Annotated in this window: 2 protein-coding genes; both read right to left on the minus strand. The window is 71.2% G+C overall.

All coding sequences use genetic code 11. The annotated features are described in order from the left end of the window. Window positions 1-32: 32 nt before the first annotated feature. Window positions 33-9,662 (minus strand): type I polyketide synthase, encoded by a 9,630-nt coding sequence (locus tag OG293_RS07530; RefSeq protein WP_405997990.1) that lies wholly within the window; start codon window positions 9,660-9,662, stop codon window positions 33-35. Between the two features lie 155 nt (window positions 9,663-9,817). Continuing rightward, window positions 9,818-26,077, minus strand: coding sequence for a type I polyketide synthase (locus tag OG293_RS07535; RefSeq protein WP_405997991.1), 16,260 nt, complete (start codon window positions 26,075-26,077; stop codon window positions 9,818-9,820). Between the last annotated feature and the right edge of the window lie 125 nt (window positions 26,078-26,202).

A 26,202-nucleotide genomic window follows, 5' to 3' on the forward strand; every position in this document is an offset into this window, starting at 1 on the left:
CTTTGCGCCGCTACTGCCTGCTGTCCGCTGTGCTAAATACCGAGCTCGTTCTCGATGAAATCGAAGAGCTCGTCGGGCGTGGCCTCATGAAGTTTCTCGGTCACGGCCTCGCCACTGGTTTCGGTGTGCGGTTCACCCCATTTCGCCAGGAGAGCCTGCAGACGCAGCGCGATGTCGGTACGCGTTTCACCGTCCGGGTCGAGAACGGACAACGCGGACTCCAGCTTTTCGAGTTCCGCTATTCCGGGGGCGGCCCCGGTACTGCCGTCCTGGGTGATCTCGGCCCGGAGGAACTCGGCCAGGATGGTCGGGGTCGGGTGGTCGAAGACGAGCGTGGCCGGGAGCCTCAGCCCGGTTGCGGCGTTGAGGCGGTTGCGCAGCTCCAGCGCGATCAGGGAGTCGAAACCGAGCTCCTTGAACGCGCGGCCCGCGCCCACCTCGTCGGTCGTGGGGTGCCCCAGGGCGGTGGCCGCGTGGGAGCGGACCAGTTCGAGTACGGCCAGGGCCTGTTCGGCCTGCGGCATGACGGCGAGCCGTCGGCGCAGCGCCTCGGCCGGGGAGTTCCCGCCCGCTTCGCCGGTGGCCGGTGCGGACTCGGCCAGCTGCCGCACCTCGGGCAGGTCGCCGAGGAACGGGCTGGGCCGCACGGCGGTGTAGCCGGGCACGAACCGCTCCCACTGGATGTCGGCGACGGCGACGGCCGCCTCCGCGTGGTCGAGAGCCTGCTGCAGCGCACGGATCGCCGAGCGGGGCGCCATGGCGGGCACGCCTCCGCGGTCGAGCCGCTCGCCGATAGCGCCGCCCGCGGCGAGCCCGCTGTCACCCCAGCGGCCCCAGGCCACGGAGGTCGCGACCAGGCCGTCGGCGTGCCGCTGCTCGGCGAGGGCGTCCAAGTAGGAGTTGGCGGCGGCGTAGTTGCCCTGTCCCGCGTCGCCGAGCGTGCCGGCGACACCGGAGAACAGGACGAACGCGGACAGGTCCAGGTCGTGGGTCAGCTCGTGGAGGGTGAGCGCCGCGTCCGCCTTGGGGGCGAGAACGGTCGCGAACCGCTCGGGAGTCAGTGCGTCGATGACTCCGTCGTCGAGGACACCCGCGGTGTGCATGATGGCGGTGAGGGGCTGGTCGGCGGGTATGGCGGCGATGAGGGCGGTGACGGAGTCGCGGTCGGCCATGTCGCAGGCGGCGATGGTGACCTGTGCCCCGAGGGCGGTGAGTTCGTCGCGCAGTTCGGCCGCTCCGGGGGCGTCGGGGCCGCGGCGGCTGGTGAGGAGCAGGTGCTCGGCCCCGTTCCCGGCGAGCCAGCGGGCCACATGCGCGCCGAGCGCGCCCGTACCGCCGGTGACGAGGGTCGTGCCCCGCGGACGCCACTCCCGTACAGCGGTGGCGTCCGCGAGGGGCGCGTGGGCCAGGCGTCGGCCGAACAGACCCGAGGCGCGCACCGCCACCTGGTCCTCGGCCGCGTCACCCGCCAGCACACCCACCAGACGGGCGATCGCCCGGTCGTCGAGGTCGGCAGGCAGGTCGAGCAGACCACCCCAGCGGTCGGGGTACTCCAGTGCGACCGTGCGGCCGAAGCCCCAGATGAGGGCCTGCGCCGGGTCGTGGAGCCGCTCGGAACGGGCCACGGAGACAGCGCCGCGCGTGACGCACCACAGGGGCGCGGACACATCGGCGTCACCGAGTGCCTGCACGAGCGCGGCCGTGGTGACGAGTCCGGTGTGGGTACGGAGCGTGCTGCCTTCGGCGGTGAAGGCGCCCTCATCGGCGAGGGCGAGGAGGGACAGGACACCGGTCGGTGCGGCCTCGCCCGCCTCGGCCTCCAGCCTCACGGCGAGACGTTCGCGGTCGGCCGCGTCGGCGGAGACGATCACGGTACGGATGTCCGCGCCGCGCTCGGCGAGCATACGCAGAACAGCACCCGCCCACTCCCGGGCCGGGCCGGTCAGCACCTCGGGAACGACAACCAGCCACACGCCGGACAGACGATTCTGGACAGGCTCGGCAATCCGCCTCCAGACGACGCGGTAGCGCCAGCCATCCACCATGGACTGCTCACGACTCTGCCGCCGCCACGACGACAGCGCGGGCAGCAGCGCGGTCAGCGGCTGGTCGCCCTCAATGTCAAGTTCCGCGGTGAGCGCTTCAAGGTCTTCACGTTCGACGGCCTCCCAGAACCGGGCATCAATCGCACTCTCCGCAGACACCACCGCCGCCCCGACCCCAGCAGCCTCCGGCCAGAACCGCTGCGACTGGAAAGCGTAGGTGGGCAGATCCACCCGCCGCGCACCCGTGCCCGCGAAGACCGCGTCCCAGTCCACACCCACACCCCGGACATACGCCTCACCCAACGACAGCCAGAAACGCTCCAGCCCACCCTCATCACGGCGCAGCGAACCAACAACCGCGGCCTCACGGCCCGCATCCTCCACCGTCTCCTGCAACCCCACACTCAGCACCGGATGCGGACTCGACTCGATGAACACACCAAACCCCTGCTCCAGAAGCGTCCGGGCAGCCCCCTCCAACTCCACCGTCCGCCGCAGATTCCGGAACCAGTACCCACCATCCAGCTCCGGCCCCCGCACCCACTCCCCCGTCACCGTCGACAGGAACGGCACCTCCCCAACCCGAGGAACAATCGGAGCCAACAACTCCGCCAACTCCTCACGCAACAAATCCACCTGCGCCGAATGCGACGCATAATCCACCGCAATCCGCCTCGCCCGCACCCCATCCGCCTCACACAAAGCCAGGAACTCATCCAGAGCCCCCACCTCACCCGACACCACCACCGACGACGGCCCATTCACCGCAGCAACCGAAATCCGCTCCTCACCCCACGGACCAATCAGCTCCCGCACATCCCCCGCAGGCAACGACACCGACACCATGCCACCCAGCCCCGCCAGCACCCGCCCAATCACCTGACTCCGCAACGCAACCACCCGCGCCGCATCCCCCAACGACAAAATCCCCGCCACACACGCAGCAGCAATCTCACCCTGCGAATGACCGATCACCGCACCCGGACACACACCCGCAGCCCGCCACACCTCCGCCAACGACACCATCACCGCAAACAACGCAGGCTGCACCACATCCACCCGCTCCAACGACGGCGCACCCTCCACACCCCGCAAAACATCCCGCAACGACCAGCCAGTGAAAGGCTCCAACGCCTCCGCACACTCATCCACCCGCGCAGCGAACACAGGCGAAGCATCCAACAGCGCCTCCGCCATGCCTACCCATTGCGACCCCTGTCCGGGGAAGACGAACGCCGTCTTCCCCCCGACAACAGCCCCCTGAACGAGCAGGGGTGACGTGCCCCCCGAGGCCAGAGCGCTCAGGGCTCCGACGTAGTCCTCGCGGTCCCGGCCGATGAGCACGGCGCGCTGGTCGAGTGCGGTACGGGTCGTGGCCAAGGAGTGGCCGACATCGACAAGTCGCAGGTCGGAGTGGGTTGCGAGCTGCGTCAGCAGGCGTTCGGCCTGGCCGCGCAGCGCCTTCTCACTCTTGGCGGTCAGCGTCCAGGGCAGCACGGCGGGCCGGTCGGACGCGGCGTCGTCCGGGGCAGTCGCGGCCAGTAGGGGTTCGGTCGGCGGCTCAGGGGTTTCCCGGTCGCCGGACCCCGGTTCGGCCGGGGCCTGTTCGATGATGGCGTGTGCGTTGGTGCCGCTGAATCCGAACGACGAGACGCCGGCCCGCCAGGGGCGGCCGGTGTCCGGCCATGCCCGCTCTTCGGTGAGCAGGGCGACCTCGCCCGCGCTCCAGTCGACGTGCGGGGTGGGCTCCGCGATGTGCAGGCTCTGCGGCAGCACGCCGTGCTGCATGGCGAGCACCATCTTCATGACGCCCGCGACCCCGGCCGCTGCCTGGGCATGGCCGATGTTCGACTTGATCGAGCCGAGCAGCAACGGCTGTGCGGCCGGGCGCTCCTGGCCGTACGTGGCGATCAGGGCCTGCGCCTCGATCGGGTCACCGAGCGTCGTACCCGTACCGTGCGCCTCGACGACGTCCACATCGGCCGCCGACAGACGGGCGTTGGCCAGGGCCTGCCGGATCACGCGCTGCTGGGAAGGCCCGTTGGGGGCGGTCAGGCCGTTGCTGGCACCGTCTTGGTTGATCGCCGAACCACGGACCACCGCAAGCACCGGATGCCCCTTGGCCCGCGCGTCCGAAAGGCGCTCGACGAGGAGCATGCCGACGCCCTCGGCCGGGCTGAATCCGTCGGCGTCCGAGGAGAATGCCTTGCAGCGGCCGTCGGTGGAGAGGCCGCGCTGACGGCTGAACTCGATGAAGGTGCCGGGCGTCGACATGACCGTCACACCGCCGGCCAGGGCGAGCGAGCACTCGCCGCTGCGCAGGGCCTGCACGGCCAGGTGCAGGGCGACGAGCGAGGCCGAGCAGGCGGTGTCGATGGTGACGGCCGGACCTTCGAGGCCGAAGGTGTAGGAGAGTCGGCCGGAGACGACGCTGCCCGCGCTGCCGGTGGCCAGGTGGCCTTCGAGGCCGTCCGTGGCGGCCCGTACGAGGTTGGAGTAGTCGGAGCCGTTGGTGCCGACGAACACACCGGACTGGCTGCCGCGCAGGGTCTGCGGGTCGATGCCCGCCCGCTCGAACGCCTCCCAGCAGGTTTCCAGGAGCAGGCGCTGCTGCGGGTCCATGGCGAGAGCCTCGCGCGGCGAGATCCCGAAGAACGACGAGTCGAAGGCGGCGGCGTCGGAGAGGAAGCCGCCCTCACGGGTGTACGAGGTGCCCTGCGCGTCGGGGTCGGGGTCGTACAGCGCGTCGACGTCCCAGCCGCGGTCCAGGGGGAACTGCGACAGTGCGTCGCTGTCGGAGGTGAGCAGCTGCCACAGCTCTTCGGGATTGCGGACCCCGCCGGGGAAGCGGCAGCTCATCGCGACGATGGCGATCGGCTCGGAGTCGGAGACGGCGGCCGTCGGCACGAGGGCCGCGGATGCCGCGCCCTGCCCGAAGAACTCGGCCCGCAGGTGCCGGGCGAGAACGGTGGGCGTCGGGTAGTCGAAGACGAGGGTGGGCGGCAGCTTGAGGCCGCTGGCCGCGTTCAGGCGGTTGCGCAGTTCGACGGAGGTGAGGGAGTCGAAGCCGAGCTCCTTGAAGGCCCGGCCGGCCTCGACCGCGTCGGGTCCCGCGTAGCCGAGGACGGCGGCGACGGCGGTACGGACGAGTTCGAGGAGCAGCCGCTCCTGTTCGGCCTCGGGCCGGCCGGTGAGCTGCTGGGCAAGTGCGGCGGCGTTGCCGGTGTCCTCCGCTGGGTCCGTACGGATGGCCTCCATGGCCTCCCGCGCCTCGGGCAGGTCGTGCAGCAGTGGCCGCGCGCGACCGGAGGTGAAGGCGAGGACGAACCGCTTCCACTCCATGTCGGCGACGGTCAGCGTCGTCTCGTCGCGGTCCAGGGCGTGCTGGAGCGCGGAGACGGCGCGTTCGGGCGTCATCTCGATGACGCCGTGGCGGCGCATCCGGTCACCGACCGCGCCCTCGGCCATGCCGCCGTCGCCCCAGGGGCCCCAGGCGATGGAGGTGGCGGGCAGTCCGGCTGCCCGGCGGTACTCGGCGAAGGCGTCCAGGAAGGCGTTGCCCGGCGCGTAGTTGCCCTGACCGGGAGCGCCGAAGGTGGCAGCGAAGGAGGAGAAGAGGACGAACGCCGACAGGTCCAGATCGCGGGTCAGCTCGTGCAGATGCAGCGTCGCGTCGACCTTCACCCGTAGGACCCGCTCGATCTGGCCGGGGGTGAGCGTCTCGATGACCCCGTCGTCGAGGACGGCCGCCGTGTGCACCACGGCGGTGAGGGGCTGGTCGGCGGGGATGGCGGCGATGAGGGCGGCGACGGAGTCGCGGTCGGCCATGTCGCAGGCGGCGATGGTGACCTGTGCCCCGAGGGCGGTGAGTTCGTCGCGCAGTTCGGCCGCTCCGGGGGCGTCGGGGCCGCGGCGGCTGGTGAGGAGCAGGTGCTCGGCCCCGTTCCCGGCGAGCCAGCGGGCCACATGCGCGCCGAGCGCGCCCGTACCGCCGGTGACGAGAGTCGTGCCCCGCGGACGCCACTCCCGCGCTGCCGGCGTCTCGGCGAGACGGGCGCGTACGAGCCTGCGCACGAAGAGGCCGGAGGCGCGCACGGCCACCTGGTCCTCGGCGGCGTCGCCCGCCAGCACGCCCGCGAGCCGGGCCAGCGCCCGGTCGTCCACGGCGTCCGTGCCGGGCAGATCGACCAGTCCGCCCCAGCGCTCGCCGTGCTCCAGCGCGGTCACCCGGCCAAGGCCCCAGACCGGCGCCTGTGCAGGGTCGGCCAGTTGCTCGGAACGGGCCACGGAGACGGCGCCGCGCGTGACACACCACAGCGGCGCGCTCACCTCGGCGTCGCCGAGGGCCTGGACGAGGGACAGGGTGGCGATCACGCCACCGGGCGCGGAGACATTGAGCGGCTCGTCGGTCCCCGCGGGAGTCAGCAGGGACAGGACGCCCGACACTGCGGGACCGTCCCCGAGTAGGTCGCGTATCTGCTCGGCAAGACCGGCCCGGCCGTCCTCCGTCCGGGCGACGGCGATCTGCCGTACGTCGGCGCCGTGTTCGGCGAGTGCACGGAGGACCGCTCCGGCCCACTCGTCGGCCGGGCCGGTCAGGGTGTCGGGAACGGCAACCAGCCATGTGCCGGAGAGGCGGGCGGTCGCGGGGTCCGGCGCCGGCTTCCAGGTGACGCGGTAGCGCCAGCCGTCCACGGTGGACTGCTCACGGCTCTGCCGCCGCCACGACGACAGCGCGGGCAGCAGCGCGGTCAGCGTTTCGTCCTCGTCGACGTCCAACTCGGCGGTGAGCGCGGCCACATCCTGACGCTCGACGGCCTCCCAGAAGCGGGCTTCGACGGTGTCGACGGGGTGCGCGGTGGCCGTGGTGTCCTCGCCGGTGCCGCTTTCGAGCCAGTAGTGCTCCTGCTGGAAGGCGTAGGTGGGCAGATCCACCCGCCGCGCACCCGTACCCGCGAAGACCGCATCCCAGTCCACACCCACACCCCGGACATACGCCTCACCCAACGACAGCCAGAAACGCTCCAGCCCACCCTCATCACGGCGCAGCGAACCAACAACCGCGGCCTCACGGCCCGCATCCTCCACCGTCTCCTGCAACCCCACACTCAGCACCGGATGCGGACTCGACTCGATGAACACACCAAACCCCTGCTCCAGAAGCGTCCGGGCAGCCCCCTCCAACTCCACCGTCCGCCGCAGATTCCGGAACCAGTACCCACCATCCAGCTCCGGCCCCCGCACCCACTCCCCCGTCACCGTCGACAGGAACGGCACCTCCCCAACCCGAGGAACAATCGGAGCCAACAACTCCGCCAACTCCTCACGCAACAAATCCACCTGCGCCGAATGCGACGCATAATCCACCGCAATCCGCCTCGCCCGCACCCCATCCGCCTCACACAAAGCCAGGAACTCATCCAGAGCCCCCACCTCACCCGACACCACCACCGACGACGGCCCATTCACCGCAGCAACCGAAATCCGCTCCTCACCCCACGGACCAATCAGCTCCCGCACATCCCCCGCAGGCAACGACACCGACACCATGCCACCCAGCCCCGCCAGCACCCGCCCAATCACCTGACTCCGCAACGCAACCACCCGCGCCGCATCCCCCAACGACAAAATCCCCGCCACACACGCAGCAGCAATCTCACCCTGCGAATGACCGATCACCGCACCCGGACACACACCCGCAGCCCGCCACACCTCCGCCAACGACACCATCACCGCAAACAACGCAGGCTGCACCACATCCACCCGCTCCAACGACGGCGCACCCTCCACACCCCGCAAAACATCCCGCAACGACCAACCAGTGAAAGGCTCCAACGCCTCCGCACACTCATCCACCCGCGCAGCGAACACAGGCGAAGCATCCAACAGCGCCTCCGCCATACCCACCCACTGCGACCCCTGCCCCGGGAACACGAACACCGTCTTCCCACCCACAACCGACCCGGTCACCACACCCGCGCCAAGACCACCCGACGCCACCGCCGCCACACCCACCGCATGATCACCCAACACCACAGCCCGATGATCCAAACCCGCACGCGACGACGCCAACGACCAGCCCACATCCACCGGATCCACAACCGACCCACCCGCAAGCCAACCCGACAACCGCCCCGCCTGCGCCCGCAACGCCCCCGCACTCCTGCCCGACAACACCCACGGCACCACCGGCAGACCCGAAACCCCACCAACCACCACAGACTCCTCAACCACCGGAGCCTGCTCCACAATCACATGCGCATTCGTCCCACTGAACCCGAACGACGACACACCCGCACGACGGGGTTCACCGGTCTCCGGCCAGGCGATCGTCTCGCCGATCAGGGAGACTGCGCCCGCCTCCCAGTCCACATGAGGGGTCGGCTCATCGAGGTGAAGGGTCTTGGGCACAACACCGTGGCGCATGGCCTCGACCATCTTGATGATGCCCGCGACACCCGCCGCCGCCTGTGTGTGACCGATGTTGGACTTGATCGAACCGAGCAGCAGCGGCCTGTCGGCCGGCCGGTCCTGCCCGTACGTGGCGAGGATGGCCTGCGCCTCGATCGGGTCACCGAGCGTCGTACCCGTACCGTGCGCCTCGACGACGTCCACATCGGCCGCCGACAGACGGGCGTTGGTGAGCGCCTGGTGGATGACGCGCTGCTGCGACGGACCGTTCGGAGCCGTCAGACCATTGCTGGCACCGTCCTGGTTGATCGCCGAACCACGGACCACCGCAAGCACCGGATGCCCCTTGGCCCGCGCGTCCGAGAGCCGCTCGACGAGGAGCATGCCGACGCCTTCGCCCCAGCCCGTACCGTCGGCGGCGGCGGCGAAGGGCTTGCAGCGCCCGTCCGGCGCCAGGCCGCGCTGGCGGCTGAACTCGGTGAAGGTCGCGGGGGTCGCCATCACGGTGACACCGCCCGCCAGTGCCAGCGAGCACTCGCCGGCCCGCAGCGCCTGAACCGCCAGGTGCAGGGTGACGAGCGAGGACGAGCAGGCCGTGTCGACCGTGACCGCCGGACCCTCCAGACCGAACGTGTAGGCCACGCGGCCCGAGGCGATGCTTCCGGAGCTGCCGGTGCCGAGGAAGCCCTCGACACCCTCGGGCACGGTGCCGAGACGCGCGGTGTAGTCGTGGTACATCACGCCGGCGAACACGGCCGTCCGGCTGCCGCGCACGGACGACGGATCGATACCCGCCCGCTCGAACGCCTCCCACGACGCTTCGAGCAGCAGCCGCTGTTGCGGGTCCATCGCCAGTGCCTCGCGCGGCGAGATCCCGAAGGGGGCGGGGTCGAAGCGGGCGGCGTCGTAGAGGAAGCCGCCCTCGCTCACATAGCTGGATCCGGCGCTGTCAGGGTCGGCGTCGTAGAGCGACTCCACGTCCCAGCCGCGGTCGACGGGGAAGCCGGAGACGGCGTCCTCGCCGTTCTCGACGAGCCGCCACAGGTCCTCGGGGGTGCGGACGCCCCCGGGGTAGCGGCAGCTCATCGCGACGATGGCGATGGGCTCCTGGTTCTTCTCCTCGACCTCGCGCAGCCGCCTGCGGGCCTGGCGCAGATCGGCGGTCGCCCGCTTGAGGTAGTCGCGAAGCTTGTCCTCGTTCACCATTGCGTGGGCTCCATGCCAGAGAGGCGGTTGTACGGTCGGTCGTCTGGGCGGCCCCAGGGGTGCCCGGCGGGCGGGGTCCCGTGGCCTGTTGCGCTGGTGCCGGCGAAGGCCGTCCCCGCTCGGGAAGCGGCGGGGGAGGCGCTCCGCGCGGCTGCTCAGGAAGCGCCGAGCTCGTCGTCGAGCAGATCGAAGAGTTCGTCGTCGGTTGCCGTTTCGAGGTCGTCGCCGTCGACGTCCTCGTCCGTGGCGGCACCACTCGCGTCCTGTGCGTCGTTCCACTTCGTCATGAGGGCCTGGAGGCGCATCGTGATCCGCGAGCGCAGGACGCTGTCCGCGTCCGCCGCGCTCAAGGCGGCCTCCAGCCGGTCGAGTTCACCGAGGACGGACGGCCCGTCGTCGTCGAGGGGCAGCGCGGAGCGCAGATAGCCGCTCAGCGCTTCGGGGGTGGGGTAGTCGAAGATGAGCGTGGCGGGAAGCCGCAGCCCGGTGACCGCGCCGAGCCGGTTGCGCAGCTCGACCGCGGTCAGCGAGTCGAAGCCGAGCTCCTTGAAGGCGCTGCCCGGTTCGATCGCGCCGGCACCGCTGTGGCCCAGCACCTGGGCCACCTGGGTGCAGACCAGGTCGAGCAGCACCCGGTCCCGTTCGGCGGGCGGCAGCTGGGCGAGCCGCTGCGCGAGCGAGTCCGGTGCGTCGGCCGTCGAGCCGCTCGCCCTGCGCCGTACCGGGGTACGGAGCAGGCCGCGCAGCAAGGGCGGTACGGCGTCATCCACTTGGGCCTGGAGTACGGCCAGGTCGAGCCGTGCCGCCACGAGCACGCTCGCGGCCCGCGCCTCCTCGGGCACAGCGCCGGAGGCCGATCTGCCCGGCAGTGCGGCGTCGAAGAGAGCAAGTCCCTCCGCCGCCGACAGCGGGTTCATGCTGCCCCGGCCGAGCCGCCGCCGGTCCTGGTCGTCGAGAGTGGCTGCCATGCCCGCCTCGTCGTCCCACAGGCCCCAGGCCAGCGAGACCGCCGTGAAGCCCTGTGCCCTGCGGTGCTGGGCGAGGGCGTCCAGGAAGGTGTTGCCCGCGGCGTAGTTGGCCTGCCCCGCGTTGCCGAACACGCCGGCTGCCGAGGAGAACAGGACGAAAGCGGCCAGATCGAGGCCATGGGTCAGCTCGTGAAGATTCCACGCGGCGTCGACCTTGGGCCGCAGCACCTTGTCCACCCGCTCGGCGGTCAGCGACTCGACCGTGCCGTCGTCCAGCACACCGGCGATGTGCACGACGGCCGTCAGCGGATGCGTCTCGGGCACGGACTCCAGCAGCGCGGCCAGCGCGTCCCGGTCGGCCACATCACACGCCGCCCAGGTGACCTGTGCGCCCGACCGGGCCAGTTCGTCCGCGAGTTGTACGGCGCCGTCGGCGGCTGCGCCACGGCGGCTGGTGAGCAGCAGATGCCGTACGCCGTGCTCGGCGACCAGATGACGGGCGAGCAGTCCGCCCAGTGTGCCGCTCGCTCCCGTGACGAGGACCGTGCCCTCCGGGTCCAGGCCCTGGTCCGGGGCCGTGTCGTCCGCGGCCGGTGCGATGACCGCCCGCGCCAGGCGCGGAGCCAGGACGACGCCGTCGCGTACGGCGAGCTGGGTCTCGTCGCTGTCGAGCACCGCGGGCAGGGCCCGGTACGAGTCGTCCTCGCTGTCGAGGTCGACCAGCACCAGCCGGTCCGGGTGCTCGGCCTGTGCGGAGCGCACCAGGCCCCACACCGCGGCGTGCGCCAGGTCCTCCACATCCTCGTCGGGGTCCGTCGAGACGGCACCACGAGTGACGACCGCCAGCCGTGAGGCGGCGAACCGCTCGTCCGCCAGCCAGGACTGGATCAGCTCCAGAGCGTCCGTGACGGCGGAGTGCGCGGCCGAGGCGAGGCCGCCCGCCGTGCCGAGATCGGGTGCCAAGGAGACAAGGACCGTCTGAGGGGCCGGTTCCCCGAGGGCCTGGGCCAGATCGACCGCTTCGCCGAGAGCGGGCAGGCCATGGTGGTGCACGCCGCCGGCCTCGGAGTCCGCACCGAACACCGCGGCCCGATCCAGGACCCCGGTCCGCTCCAGCGCGGCACCCAGCTTCAGTGGGTCGCCACCCAGCAGGGACCAGCGTCCCTCGGCCGGCCGCTGCGCCTCGGGCAATGGCAGCACGGGCCAGTCGACCTGGAACAGAGCATCCCGCAGGGAGCCCGGTCCGCTGTCCGAGCCGCCGGGACCGTCGAGGGCGAGGGGACGCAGAACGAGCGAGTCGACGGTGAGGACCGGTTGTCCCGTGTCGTCGGAGAGGGCCAGCGTGACCGCGTCCTGGCCGGCCGGAGCCATGCGTACCCGCAGCGCCGCCGCGCCCACGGCGTGCAGCCGCACGCCGTCCCACGAGAACGGCAGCCTCGCCCCCTCGGGGCCGTCGGGGAAGAAATCTCCGAGGCCGACCGCGTGGAGGGCGGCGTCGAGCAGCGCCGGGTGGAGCCCGTAGAGGGCGCCCTCCGGCCGCCGGTCCTCGCTGAGGGCGACCTCGGCGAACACCTCGTCGTCGCGCCTCCAGGCGAGCAGCAGATTGCGGAACGCCGGGCCGTAGCCGAGCCCGATGGCGTCGAACGACGGATACAGCTCCTCCACCGGGCAGGGCACGGCTCCGGCCGGCGGCCACTCGGGCTGCGCCTCGGCCTCGGCCGCCCTGCCGCCCTCGACGGCCAGAACTCCGCCCGCGTGACGGGTCCACGGCTCCTCGGACGCGGCATCCTCCGGGCGCGAGTAGACGTGGAAGACCCGCCGTCCCGACGCGTCGGGCTCCGCCACGGCAAGCCGCAGCTGAACCCCTCCCGCTTCGGGCAGCACCAGCGGCGCCTCCAGCGTGAGGTCCTCCAGCAGATCGCAGCCTGCGTGGTCCCCGGCGCGCACGGCCAGCTCCACCAGCGCGGCGCCTGGCAGCAGGGCAGTGCCCGCCACCCTGTGATCGACAAGCCATGGATGGGTGCGCAGGGAGAGCCGCCCGGTGAACAGGAACCCGTCCGAGTCCGGCAGTTCGACCGCCGCGCCGAGGAGCGGATGCCCGGCGGAGCCGAGCCCCGCGGACGCCACGTCCCCGCTCAGTGCGTGGGCGGGTGCCTCCAGCCAGTAGCGCTGCCGCTGGAAGGCGTAGGTGGGCAGGTCGACGCGCTGGGCGCCGGTACCGGAGTAGTACGTGTCCCAGTCGACGGTGATCCCGCGCAGGTGCGCCTGGGCGAGGGCCGAGGTGACCGTCTCTTCTTCGGAGCGGTCGGCGCGCAGGGCCGGGACGAAGGCTGCGTCGTCGCGGGTGACGCACGACTGCGCCATGGCGGAGAGGACACCGTCGGGGCCGAGTTCGATGTAGGTGGTGACACCCGCGGCCTCCAGCGTCCGGATGCCGTCGAGGAAGCGGACCGCCTCACGGACATGCCGTACCCAGAAGTCGGCGGACGTCATCTCGTCCGAGACCGGCCCGCCCGTCAGGTTCGACACCACCGGGATGCGCGGAGTCTCGTACGACAGCCCCTCCGCCACAGCACGGAAGTCGTCGAGCATGCCGTCCATGTGCGGCGAATGGAAGGCATGACTGACGGTGAGGCGCTTGGACTTGCGGTCCGGGAACGCGTCCACGACCGCGACCGCAGCATCCTCGTCACCCGCGATCACGACTGACCGCGGGCCGTTGACCGCCGCGATACTCACCCGGTCGGTCAGCAGCGGCAGAACCTCAGCCTCCGACGCCTCAACGGCGATCATCACACCACCGGACGGCAGCGCCTGCATCAACCGGCCGCGGGCGGCCACCAGCGCGCACGCATCCTCCAGCGAGAGAACCCCGGCGACATGCGCAGCCGCGATCTCACCGATCGAATGACCGGCGAGGAAGTCCGGCCTGAGACCCCAGCTCTCCACCAGCCGGAACAACGCCACCTCAACCGCGAGCAACGCAGGCTGCGTATAGGCAGTCCGGTCGAGGAGATCACCCTCGTCCCCGAACAGCACATCCTTCAACGGCACTTCAAGATCCAGCCGAGCGCACACCGCATCCAACGCCTCCGCGAACACCGGATACGCCGCATACAGCTCACGGCCCATCCCCAGCCGCTGACTCCCCTGCCCGGTAAACACGAACGCCAGCTTTCCGCCAACCGGCGAACCCTCCAGCAGGCTGGCCGCCGTGGCGCCCTCGGCGAGCGCCGCGAGACCCGTCAGGAATTCCTCACGGTCCCCGGCGACCACGGCAGCCCGGCGGTCGAGCGCAGTCCTGCTCGTGGCCAGGGAGTAGCCGACGTCGGCGAGGGACAGATCAGGGTGCTCGATCGCGTGGGCCCGCAGCCGCGCGGCCTGGTCGCGCAGAGCGTCCGGGCTCTTCGCCGAAAGGAGCCATGACAGGCTGCTGGGAGCCCGAGCGGGCTCCGGTCGTGTGTCGGGCTGCTCCGAAGGCTCGGGAGCCTGCTCGATGATGGCGTGGGCGTTGGTGCCACTGAAGCCGAAGGACGAGATGGCCGCGCGCCGCGGACGGCCGGTCTCGGGCCAGGCCATCTGCTCGGTGAGGAGGGAGACCGCGCCCGCCGACCAGTCCACGTGCGGGGACGGCTCGTCCACGTGCAGCGTCTCGGGCAGCACGCCGTGGTGCATCGCCTGAACCATTTTGATGATGCCCGCGACACCGGCCGCGGCCTGCGTGTGACCCATGTTCGACTTGATCGAACCGAGCAGCAACGGCTGCTCGACACTGTGCTCCTGACCATACGTCGCAAGCAGCGCCTGCGCCTCGATCGGATCACCCAGAGTCGTACCCGTACCGTGCGCCTCCACCACATCGACCTCGGCCGCCGACAGACCCGCACTCACCAGAGCCTGACGGATCACCCGCTGCTGAGACGGACCATTCGGAGCCGTCAGACCATTACTCGCACCATCCTGATTGACCGCCGAACCACGAACCACCGCAAGCACCGGATGACCGTTCCTGCGCGCGTCCGACAGCCGCTCCACCAGCAGGACGCCTGCGCCCTCGGACCAGCCCGTACCGTCGGCGTCGGCCGAGAACGCCTTGCAGCGCCCGTCGGCCGCGAGCCCGCGCTGCCGGCTGAACTCCACGAACGGCGCCGGGGTCGCCATGACCGTCACACCGCCCGCGAGAGCCAACGAGCACTCCCCGCTGCGCAACGCCTGCACCGCGAGGTGGAGGGCGACCAGTGAGGACGAGCACGCGGTGTCCACGGTGACCGCCGGGCCTTCGAGGCCGAAGGCGTAGGAGAGCCGTCCGGAGATGACACTCGCCGCGTTGCCCGTGCCGAGGAAGCCCTCAACGCCCTCGGGGAGAGCGGTGAGGCGGGAGGCGTAGTCGTGGTACATGACGCCCGCGAACACTCCGGTCCGGCTGCCGCGCAGGGCCGCCGGGTCGATCCCGGCCCGCTCGAACGCCTCCCACGACGTCTCAAGGAGCAACCGCTGCTGCGGGTCCATCGCCACGGCCTCACGCGGCGAAATCCCGAAGAAAGCCGGGTCGAAGTGGCCGGCGTCGCGCACGAATCCGCCCTCGCGGGCGTAGCTCGTGCCCTGTTGGTCGGGGTCGGCGTCGAACAGCGCGTCCACGTCCCAGCCCCGGTCGTCCGGGAACTCCGAGATGGCGTCCCGGCCTTCCAGAACGAGCCGCCAAAGGTCGTCCGGGCTCTCCACTCCGCCGGGGTAACGACAGCCCAGGCCCACGATCGCGATGGGCTCGTCGTCCTGGGCCGCGAGCGCGACGGGAGCCGACGCCGCGGGCGCGGCTCCGAGCAGCTCCGCCCGCAGGTGGTCGGCCAGGACCGCCGAGGTCGGGTAGTCGAAGACGAGCGTGGCGGGGAGCCGCAGCCCCGTGGCCGCGCCGAGCCGGTTGCGCAGCTCGACGGCGGTCAGCGAGTCGAAGCCCAGCTCGCGGAACGAGCGGTCGGTCTCGACCGTCTCCGGCCCGGCATATCCCAGGACTGTGGCGACCTGATTGCGGACCAACTCCAGCACGTACGCCGCCTGTTCGGCGACCGACAGCCCGGCGAGGCGTTCCGCAGGCGCGGATGCACCGGTGTGGGGGGTGCCTGCCGCGCGGCGGGTGGGGGTACGGACCAGGCCGCTCAGCAGCGGCGGCAGCATGCCACCACTGCTTGCCTGGGCCCGCAGGGCAGCAAGATCCAGCTTCACCGGCACGAACAACGCCTGCCCGGACCCGGACACAGCATCAAAGAGCGCCACCCCCTCCCCAGCAGACAGCGCACCCACACCACCACGACCGAGCCGCGACACATCACCAGCGTCCAACTCACCCGACATACCCCCGGACCCAGCCCAAAGACCCCACGCCAGCGACGTAGCAACCAGACCCCGCGCCCTACGGTGCGCAGCCAGAGCATCCAGGAACACATTCGCCGCCGCATAGTTCCCCTGACCCGCACCACCGAACACACCAGCAGCCGAAGAGAACAACACAAACACCGACAAGTCCAACCCACGCGTCAGCTCATGCAGATTCCAGGCCGCATCCACCTTCGGCCGCAACACCGCCGACACACGCTCCGCAGACAACGACGAAACCACACCGTCATCCAGCACACCCGCCGCATGCACCACACCCACCAACGGATGCTCCACCGGCACACCAGCCAACACCAACCCCAGAGCATCCCGATCCGCCACATCACACGCCGCCCACGAAACCCGGGCACCCAACCCAGCCAACTCAGCCGACAGCTCAGCAGCACCCACCGCAGCCTCACCACGACGACCCACCAACAACAAATGCCGCACACCGTACGCAGAAACCAGATGACGGGCGAACAAACCACCCAACGTCCCACCCGCCCCCGTCACCAACACCGTGCCCTCGGAATCCAACAACCCAGCCGAACCATCAACGACAACAGCACGCGCCAACCTCGGCACGAGGACACATCCCCCACGGACCAGCAGTTCGGACTCGCCTGCCGCCAAGGCCGTCGCCACTGTCCGCTCGGGCAGGCCGTCGTCGATGTCGACCAGGGCGAACCGGCCGGGGTGCTCGGTAGCGGCGGAACGGACGAGGCCCCACACCGCCGCGCCCGCGAGATCCCGGACGGGCTCGGCCGGACCGGCGGTCATCGCGCCGCGGGTGACGAACACCAAACGGGAGGACGCAAAACGTTCCTCGGCCAGCCATGTCCGTACGACCGCGAGCGCGTCGCATGCCCGCACATGCACTGCGCCCGGCAGCACATCAACGGCCGCCTCAGCGGCTGTGTCTGCTCCCGTGGTGATGAACACCAGCTCCGGGACATCGGAGTCCGAAGTCGCCAGGGCGGTGAGATCGGCGTACGGCGTGGAGTCCAGCCCGGGCACCTCCTTGCCCACCACTGCGCTTTCGATGTCGACCGAAGCCGCTGTCCGGTCAGCCTGAAGCTCGGTCCAGTCGATCTGGAACAGCGACTCCCGGCGACCGACGCGCGCCGCGCCGATCTGCTCGGACGACATCGCCCGCAGCACCAGCGAGTCCACCGAGGCGACGGGCGCACCCGTGGAGTCGGCCACCTCCAGCGACACCGCGCCCTGACCGGCCTCGGCCAGCCGAACCCGTACCGCCGAGGCGCCGGTCGCGTGGAGCCGTACACCGCTCCAGGCGAACGGCAGTCGGGCAGCACCGCCCGTCGCATCGGCATCGGCATCGGAGCCGTTGAGCAGGTCGCCCAGCGCCAGGGTATGCAGCGCGGAGTCGAGCAGGGCGGGGTGCAGGCCGAACGCGTCGGCGTCCGTCTGCGCCTCGGTGGGGAGGGTCAGTTCGGCGAACAGTTCCCCATCGCGCCGCCAGGCAGCCCGCAGTCCTCGGAAAAGAGGCCCATAGGCGAGCCCGGAAGCGTCGAGGATCTCATAGGCGCTGTCCACCGGCACCGCGGTCGCGTGGGCCGGCGGCCACACGCCGAGGTCCGCAGTTGCGCCCCGGACCTCGTTTGCGAGGAGACCTTCGGCGTGCCGCAGCCAGGGCTCGTCGTCGGCGTCCGGGCGAGAGTACACGGCCACCGTGCGGCGGCCCGAGGCATCAGGCGCACCCACCACGACCTGCAGCTGGACCGCACCCTCCGCGGTCAGGATCAGCGGGGCCTGAAGCGTCAGCTCGTCCAGGGCACGCGTTCCGACGCGGTCTCCCGCGTGCAGGGCCAGTTCGACGAGAGCCGTTCCCGGAAGCAGTACGGAACCCATGACGGCGTGGTCCGCGAGCCAGGGATGCGTCCGCAGCGAGAGCCGGCCGGTGAAGACACATCCGTCGGCGTCCGCGAGTGTCACAGCGGCACCCAGCAGAGGATGCCCGGCGGCGGCGAGTCCAAGGCCGGCGGTGTCGCCGGGCAGCGGGATTCCGGTCTCCGGCCAGTAGCGCTGGCGCTGGAAGGGGTAGGTGGGCAGGTCGACGCGCTGGGCGCCTGTACGGGAGAAGTACGCCTGCCAGTCCACGTCGACACCGCGGACGTGCACCTGGGCGAGGGCAGTGGTGACCGTCTCGGCCTCAGAGCGACCGGAGCGCAGAACAGGCACGAAGGCCACGGCCTCGCTGCCCACACACTCCTGGGCCATCGCCGAGAGGACACCGTCAGGGCCGAGTTCGATGTATGTCGTGACCCCGGCGGCTTCCAGGGCACGGACGCCGTCCAGGAAACGCACGGCCTCACGGACGTGCCGAACCCAGAAGTCGGGAGACGACATCTCATCCGAGACCAGCGCGCCCGTCAGGTTCGACACCACCGCAATCCGCGGAGTCTCGTACGACAGCCCCTCCGCCACAGCACGGAAGTCCTCCAACATGCCGTCCATATGCGGCGAATGGAACGCATGACTGACGGTGAGACGCTTGGACTTACGGCCCTGAGCCTCGAAGCCGTCCGCGATCGCGACGGCCGCGTCCTCGTCACCCGCGACGACCACGGCCTGCGGGCCGTTGACCGCGGCAATGCTCACCCGGTCGGTCAGCAGCGGCAGAACCTCATCCTCCGACGCCTCAACGGCGATCATCACGCCACCCGTCGGCAGCGCCTGCATCAACCGCCCACGAGCCAACACCAGGGTGCAGGCATCCTCAAGGGTCAGCACCCCCGCCACATGCGCAGCCGCGATCTCACCAATGGAGTGACCGGCCACGAAGTCCGGCCTCACACCCCACGACTCCACCAGCCGGAACAACGCCACCTCAACCGCGAACAACGCAGGCTGCGTAACCGCCGTCCGATCCAGCGCAGCGCCATCGGACCCGAACAGCACATCCTTCAACGGCAGTTCGAGGTCAAGACGTTCACACACCGCGTCCAGCGCCTCCGCGAACACCGGATACGCCGCATACAGCTCACGGCCCATCCTCAGCCGCTGACTCCCCTGCCCCGTAAACAAGAACGCCGTACGTCCGCCCTTGCTGACCGTGCCCTGTACCGAGCCCGGTGTCGTACGCCGGTCGGCGAGCGCGTCGAGCGCGGTGGCTGCCGTGGTGCAGTCCGCCGCGACGAGGACCGCTCGGTGGTCGAACGTGGCGCGGCTCGTGGCCAGGGAGTACGCCAGGTCCGCGAGGGACAGGTCGGGGTGCGCGCTCAGGTGGGCGCTCAAGGCGCGGGCCTGGGCCGACAGGGCGTCGGCACTGCGGCCCGAGAGCCGCAGCGGCAGAAACCCCGGCGCGACCACGGCATCGGCGTCGGCAGGTGCGTCTTCCTCCGGTGCCTGCTCGATGATCGTGTGCGCATTGGTGCCGCTGATGCCGAACGACGACACACCCGCTCGGCGCGGACGGCCCGTCTCCGGCCACGGGACTGCCTCGGTGAGCAGCGAGACCGCACCTTCCGACCAGTCCACGTGCGGCGAGGGCTGCTCCGCGTGCAGAGTGAGCGGCAGCAGTCCGTGCCGCATGGCCAGGACCATCTTCATGACACCGGCGACGCCCGCCGCCGCCTGCGTGTGGCCCATGTTCGACTTGACCGAGCCCAGCCACAGCGGGCTGTCCTCGCTGTGCTCCTGACCATAGGTGGCAAGGAGTGCCTGCGCCTCGATCGGGTCACCCAGGGTCGTACCGGTACCGTGCGCCTCCACCGCGTCCACCTCGGCGGCCGACAGGCCGGCGCTCTCCAGCGCGGCGCGGATCACCCGTTGCTGCGAGGGGCCGTTCGGGGCCGTCAGCCCGTTGCTCGCGCCGTCCTGGTTGATCGCCGAGCCCCGCACCACGGCAAGTACCGGGTGGCCCTTGGCCCGCGCGTCCGACAGCCGCTCCACCAGCAGCATTCCGGCGCCCTCGCCCCAGCCCGTGCCGTCGGCGTCGGCCGAGAAGGCCCGGCAGCGGCCGTCGGCGGACAGGCCGCGCTGACGGCTGAAACCGACGAACGTACCAGGGGTCGCCATCACGGTGACACCTCCGGCCAGCGCCATGTCGCACTCGCCGGTGCGCAGCGCCTGGATGGCCATGTGCAGGGCGACCAGCGACGACGAACAGGCGGTGTCGATCGTGACGGCGAGGCCTTCGAGACCGAAGGTGTACGAGACCCGGCCCGAGGCGATGCTGCCGGTACTGCCCGAGCCCAGCGAGCCGTCGGCGCCGTCTGGCGAGCGCTCCAGCAGGGCTGCGTAGTCGTGGTACATCACGCCGGCGAACACGCCGGTCCGGCTGCCGCGCACGGTCGCCGGGTCGATACCGGCCCGCTCGAACGCCTCCCAGGTGATCTCCAGGAGGAGTCGCTGCTGGGGGTCGGTCCCGACGGCCTCGCGCGGACTGATCCCGAAGAACGTCGGGTCGAACGCGGCGGCGTCGCGCAGGAAGCCGCCATGGCGGGTGTACGAGGTGCCGGGATGGTCGGGATCGGGGTCGTACAGGGCCTCGACGTCCCAGCCGCGGTCGGCGGGGAAGCCGGAGATCGCGTCGCCGCCGCCCTCCAGGAGCTGCCACAGCTCCTCGGGGGTGGTCACTCCGCCGGGGTAGCGGCAGCTCATGGCCACGATGGCGATCGGGTCGTCGTCGACCACGGCGGGCAGGGGCCCGGCGGGCGCGATCGTGTTCCGGTCTCCCGCGAGTTCGCCGGACAGGTGCCGGGCGAGGGTGAGCGAGGACGGGTAGTCGAAGATCAGCGTGGCGGGCAGGCGCCTGCCGACGGCCGCACCCAGGCGGTTGCGCAGTTCGACCGCGGTGAGGGAGTCGAAACCCAGCTCGCTGAAGGCGTGTTCGGGTTCGATGGCGTCCGGGGAGCCGTGGCCGAGCACGTCGGCGACATGGCTGCGGACGAGGTCGAGGAGCAGTCGCTCCCGCTCCGGCGTGCTGAGGTCAAGGAGTCGCCGCTGCAGAGCGGAGGGTCCCCTCTCGGTTCCGCCGGTGACTCCGGCCGCGACACGCCTCGCCGGTGTGCGGACCAACCCGCGAAGCAGCGGGGCCACTTCACCGCCCGGGACGACGGCGGGAAGGGCCAGTCGCATGGGCACGAGCAGCGCCGGCCCGACCGTTTCACGATCGGCTGTCGCGAGGGTCTCGGCGAGGTCGAGCAGCGCGAGTCCCTCGGCGGCGGTGAGGCCGTGGACACCGCCGCGCTTCATCCGGTCGAGGTCGGCACGGTCCAGGGCTCCCGCCATGCCCTCGGTGTCCTCCCACAGGCCCCAGGCCAGCGACTGGCCGGGGAGCCCGTGGGCGCGCCGGTGCTGGGCGAGGGCGTCCAGGAAGGAGTTGGCCGCGGCGTAGTTGCCCTGTCCCGGCGCGCCGAAGACTCCGGCGGCCGAGGAGAAGAGGACGAACGCGGACAGGGGCAGGTCCCGGGTCAGCTCGTGCAGGTGGAGCGCGGCGTCGGCCTTCGGGCCCAGGACCGTGTCCAGACGCTCCGGAGTGAGCGAGCCGATCACACCGTCGTCGAGGACACCGGCGGTGTGGACAACCCCGGTGAGCGGATGCGCGGCCGGGATCGCGGACAGGACAGCGGCCAGGGCGTCCCGGTCGGCCGCATCGCACGCCGCCCAGGTCACGTCGGCACCCAACTCAGCGAGTTCACATGCCAGTTCACCGGCACCGGGAGCGTCGGCGCCCCGGCGGCTCAGCAGCAGCAGATGCCGTACGCCACGGTCGGTCACGAGATGCCGGGCGACGAGCCGACCGAGGGTGCCACTGGCTCCCGTGACGAGGACCGTGCCGTCGACGTCGTACGACGGCTTCTCGGCGGGGGCGCCGGCGGGAACCTTGGCCAGCCGGGGAGCGTATGCAGTGCCGCCGCGCAGGGCTGCCTGCGGCTCCCCGGAGGCGAGCACGGCACTGAGCATCTGCCAGGACACCCCGTCGGGGTCGACATCGAAGTCGCAGCCGGTGTCGGTCTCGGTGTCGGTGTCGACCAGTACGAAGCGGCCCGGGTGCTCGGACTGCGCGGAGCGGACCAGGCCCCAGACGACGGCGTGCACCGGATCGGTCACCTGGTCACCGGCTCCTGGGGCGACCGTCCCGTGGGTGAGCAGGACGAGACGGCTGTCGGCGAGCCGGTCGTCGGCGAGCCAGTGCCGCAGCAGGTGGAGGGTCCGGTGCGCTGCCTCGTGGACCGCCGCGGGGGTGAGGTCGGACGCGACGCAGTGGCGTACGAGTACGGCGTCCGGCACGGGAGCACCCGCGCCGAGGGCCGCGCTCAGAGCCTCCATGCCCCCGTAGCGGGCGACGGCGTCTCCCGACTCGTCGGCGGGGACCGGCTCTCCGAGCAAGGCCCAGCACTCGTCGGCCGCGCCGGGCAGGGCCATCGGTGTCCAGTCCACCTGGAACAGCGCGTCGTGGTGGGCACCCCGCCCGGAGTCGAGCTGCTCGGCCGGGACTGTGCGCAACGTGAGCGACGCGATGTCGGCGACGGGGCGTCCGGCGCCGTCGGCCAGGGCCAGGGACACCGCGTCCGGTCCGGCCTTCGTCAGCCGTACACGCAGTACCGAGGCGCCCACGGCGTAGAGGGACACCCCGGACCAGGCGAACGGCAGCCTGCCGCGGCCGGTGTTCTCGACGAGTCCGCAGACGCCGATGGTGTGCAGCGCCGAGTCGAGGAGTGCCGGGTGCAGCCCGAACAGGGAGGCATCGGACCGCAGTTCGTCGGAGGCCTCGATCTCGACGTAGGTCGCGTCGTCGCTCGCCCAGGCAGCGCGTACGCCCTGGAAGGCGGGGCCGTACTCGAGGCCGGCCTCGGCGAGCCCTGCGTACAACTCGTCGACAGGCAGGGGTGTGGCGTCGGCCGGAGGCCAGACCTCGGGGGCGAAGGACGGCTGCGGGGCACCCGTGGCGAGCACGCCGTCCGCGTGCCGGGTCCACGGCTCTCCCCCGTCGGGGTCCTGGCCGACGGTGTCCGAGTCGGGCTCGGGGCGGGAGTGCACACCGAGGGTGCGGCGGCCGGTGGCGTCCGGTGCTCCGACCCACAACTGGATCTGCACGCCTCCGCTTTGGGGCAGTACGAGCGGCGCGTGAAGGGTGAGTTCTTCGAGCATGTCGCAGCCGACCTGGTCGCCGGCGCGGATCGCGAGTTCGACGAAGGCGGTGCCGGGCAGCACGGCCGACCCCATGACGGTGTGGTCGGCGAGCCAGGGGTGGGTGTCGAGCGAGAGACGCCCGGTGTAGAGGAAGCCGTCGAGGTCGGCGAGTGCGACGGCGGCGCCGAGCAGCGGGTGACCGGCCGCTCCGAGACCGGCCGAGGAGACGTCTCCGACGGGCCGGCCGGCGTCGAGCCAGTACGCCTGGCGCTGGAAGGCGTAGGTGGGCAGATCGACGCGCCGGACGCCCGTACCGGAGTAGTACGCGTCCCAGTCGACGGCCACCCCGCGCACATGGAGCCGCGCGAGGGCGCCGGTCAGGGTCTCGGTCTCCGAACGGCCCTTGCGGAGTACGGGGACGAAGACCGCGTCCTCGCCCGTCACGCACTCCTGGGCGAGGGCGGAGAGGACACCGTCGGGGCCGAGTTCGACGAAGTGCGCGACATTGCGGTCGGTGAGGGCGCGGATGCCGTCGAGGAAACGCACGGTCTCGCGGACGTGCCGGACCCAGAAGTCGGCGGACGACATCTCGTCGGTGACGAGCGCGCCCGTCAGGTTCGACACCACCGGAATCCGCGGAGTCCCGTACGACAGCCCCTCCGCCACAGCACGGAAAGCGTCGAGCATGCCGTCCATGTGCGGCGAATGGAACGCATGACTGACGGTGAGGCGCTTGGACTTGCGGTCCGGGAACGCTTCCGCGACCGCGACCGCGTCGGCCTCGTCACCCGCGACGACAACCGACCGCGGGCCATTGACCGCCGCAATGCTCACCCGGTCCGTGAGCAGCGGCAGAACCTCAGCCTCCGACGCCTCAACGGCGATCATCACGCCAACGGACGGCAGCGCCTGCATCAGCCGGCCGCGGGCGGCGACCAGCGCGCACGCATCCTCCAGCGAGAACACCCCCGCCACATGCGCAGCCGCGATCTCACCAATGGAGTGACCGGCCAGGAAGTCCGGCCTCACACCCCACGACTCCACCAGCCGGAACAACGCCACCTCAACCGCGAACAACGCAGGCTGCGTGTACACGGTCTCGTTCAGCAGACCAGCATCAGCGCCGAACAGCACCTCTCTCAAGGGCAGTTCGAGGTCAAGCCGCTCACACACCGCATCCAACGCGTCCGCGAACACCGGATACGTCTCGTACAGCTCACGGCCCATCCCCGGCCGCTGACTCCCCTGCCCCGTGAACAGGAACGCCGTTTTTCCCGCCACCGGGCGGCCCTGTGTGATCCCCGTCGCCGTCTCCTCGCGCCCCAGGGCCGCGAGGGCTTCCAGCGCGCGGGTGAGTCCGGGTTCATCGGCGGCCGTGAGGACCGCACGGTGCTCGAAGTCGGTGCGTCCGGCGGCGAGTGAGTGGGCGACGTCCCCGGCACGCAGGCCGGGGTGCGCGGTCAGGTGCGCGTGCAGTTTCCCGGCCTGGGCGCGCAGCGCGGCCGGGGTCTTGGCGGAGAGGTTCCAGAGCGGCGGCACGGCCGGTGCGACGGCGGGCGGCTCGACCTCGACGGCGGCCTCGACGGGGTCCGGGGCCTGTTCGAGGATGGTGTGGGCGTTGGTGCCGCTGATACCGAACGACGAGACACCCGCGCGGCGGGGCGCGCCGGTCTCGGGCCAGGGCATCGGCTCGGTGAGCAGGGAGACCGCGCCTTCGGACCAGTCGACGTTCGGGGTCGGTTCGTCGACGTGCAGGGTCTGCGGGAGGACACCGTGGCGCATCGCCATGACCATTTTGATGATGCCCGCGACACCGGCGGCGGCCTGCGTGTGACCCATGTTCGACTTGATGGAGCCCAGCCACAGCGGCCGTCCGTCGGGGCGGTCCTGACCGTAGGTGGCGAGCAGGGCCAGCGCCTCGATCGGGTCGCCCAGCGTGGTACCGGTGCCGTGCGCCTCGACCGCGTCGATCTGGGTGGCCGACAGTCGCGCCCCGGCGAGCGCCTGGCGGATCACGCGCTGCTGGGACGGGCCGTTGGGGGCGGTCAGGCCGCTGCTGGCGCCGTCCTGGTTGACGGCGGAGCCCCGGATCAGCGCGAGGACGGGGTGGTTGTTCTTGCGGGCCTCGGAAAGCCGTTCCAGGACGAGCATGCCGGCGCCTTCGCCCCAGCCCGTACCGTCTGCCGCGGCGGCGAACGACTTGCAGCGGCCGTCGCCCGCCAGGCCGCGCTGGCGGCTGAACTCGGTGAAGGTACCGGGAGTCGACATGACGGTGACACCGCCGGCGAGGGCAAGCGCGCACTCGCCGTTGCGCAGTGCCTGGGCGGCGAGGTGTACGGCGACCAGCGAGGACGAGCACGCCGTGTCGACGGTGACGGCAGGGCCTTCGAGTCCGAGGGTGTAGGCGATACGGCCCGAAGCGATGCTGCCGGAGCTGCCGTTGCCGAGGAATCCTTCGATCTCCTCGGGCACGCTGAACAGCCGTGCGGCGTAGTCGTGGTACATCAGCCCGGCGAAGACGCCGGTACGGCTGCCGCGCAGCCTCGCCGGGTCGATGCCCGCCCGCTCGAAGGCTTCCCAGGACGTTTCGAGCAGCAGCCGCTGCTGGGGGTCCATGGCGAGCGCCTCGCGCGGCGAGATCCCGAAGAACGCGGGGTCGAAGTCGGCCGCGTCGTGCAGGAAGCCGCCGACCTGTTCGTACGCCTCGATCCCGGTCCCGGGGTCGGGGTCGAAGAGGACCTCGGCGTCCCACCCGCGGTCCGTGGGGTAGGCGGAGACGGCGTCCTGGCCGCGGGCCACGAGTTCCCACAGCCGCTCGGGGGTGTCGATGCCCCCGGGGTAGCGGCAGCTCATCGCCACGACGGCGATCGGCTCCTGCTCCCGCTCCTCCACCTCGCGCAGCCGTCGTCGGGCCTCGCGGAGGTCGGACGTCGCCCGCTTGAGGTAATCGAGGTACTTCTCCTCGTTCACCATTTACGCCATCCCCGTGGTCAGAGTCGGAAAGCTCGCGCGGAGCCGGTGGATCGGAAGGTGGGTGCCGGAGCGGAGAGCGATCGGAAGCCCGTGGGCAGCCGCCCGAACCGAGCGCCCGCCGGGCC

Origin of the sequence: Streptomyces sp. NBC_00829, from assembly GCF_045161795.1 — a bacterium.
Classification (GTDB): domain Bacteria; phylum Actinomycetota; class Actinomycetes; order Streptomycetales; family Streptomycetaceae; genus Streptomyces.

Excerpts from the sequence above, each read along its gene's own strand:
- OG293_RS07530 (WP_405997990.1), bottom strand. The coding sequence starts at position 9,662 with ATGGTGAACGAGGACAAGCTTCGCGACTACCTCAAGCGGGCGACCGCC.
- OG293_RS07535 (WP_405997991.1), bottom strand. The coding sequence starts at position 26,077 with ATGGTGAACGAGGAGAAGTACCTCGATTACCTCAAGCGGGCGACGTCC.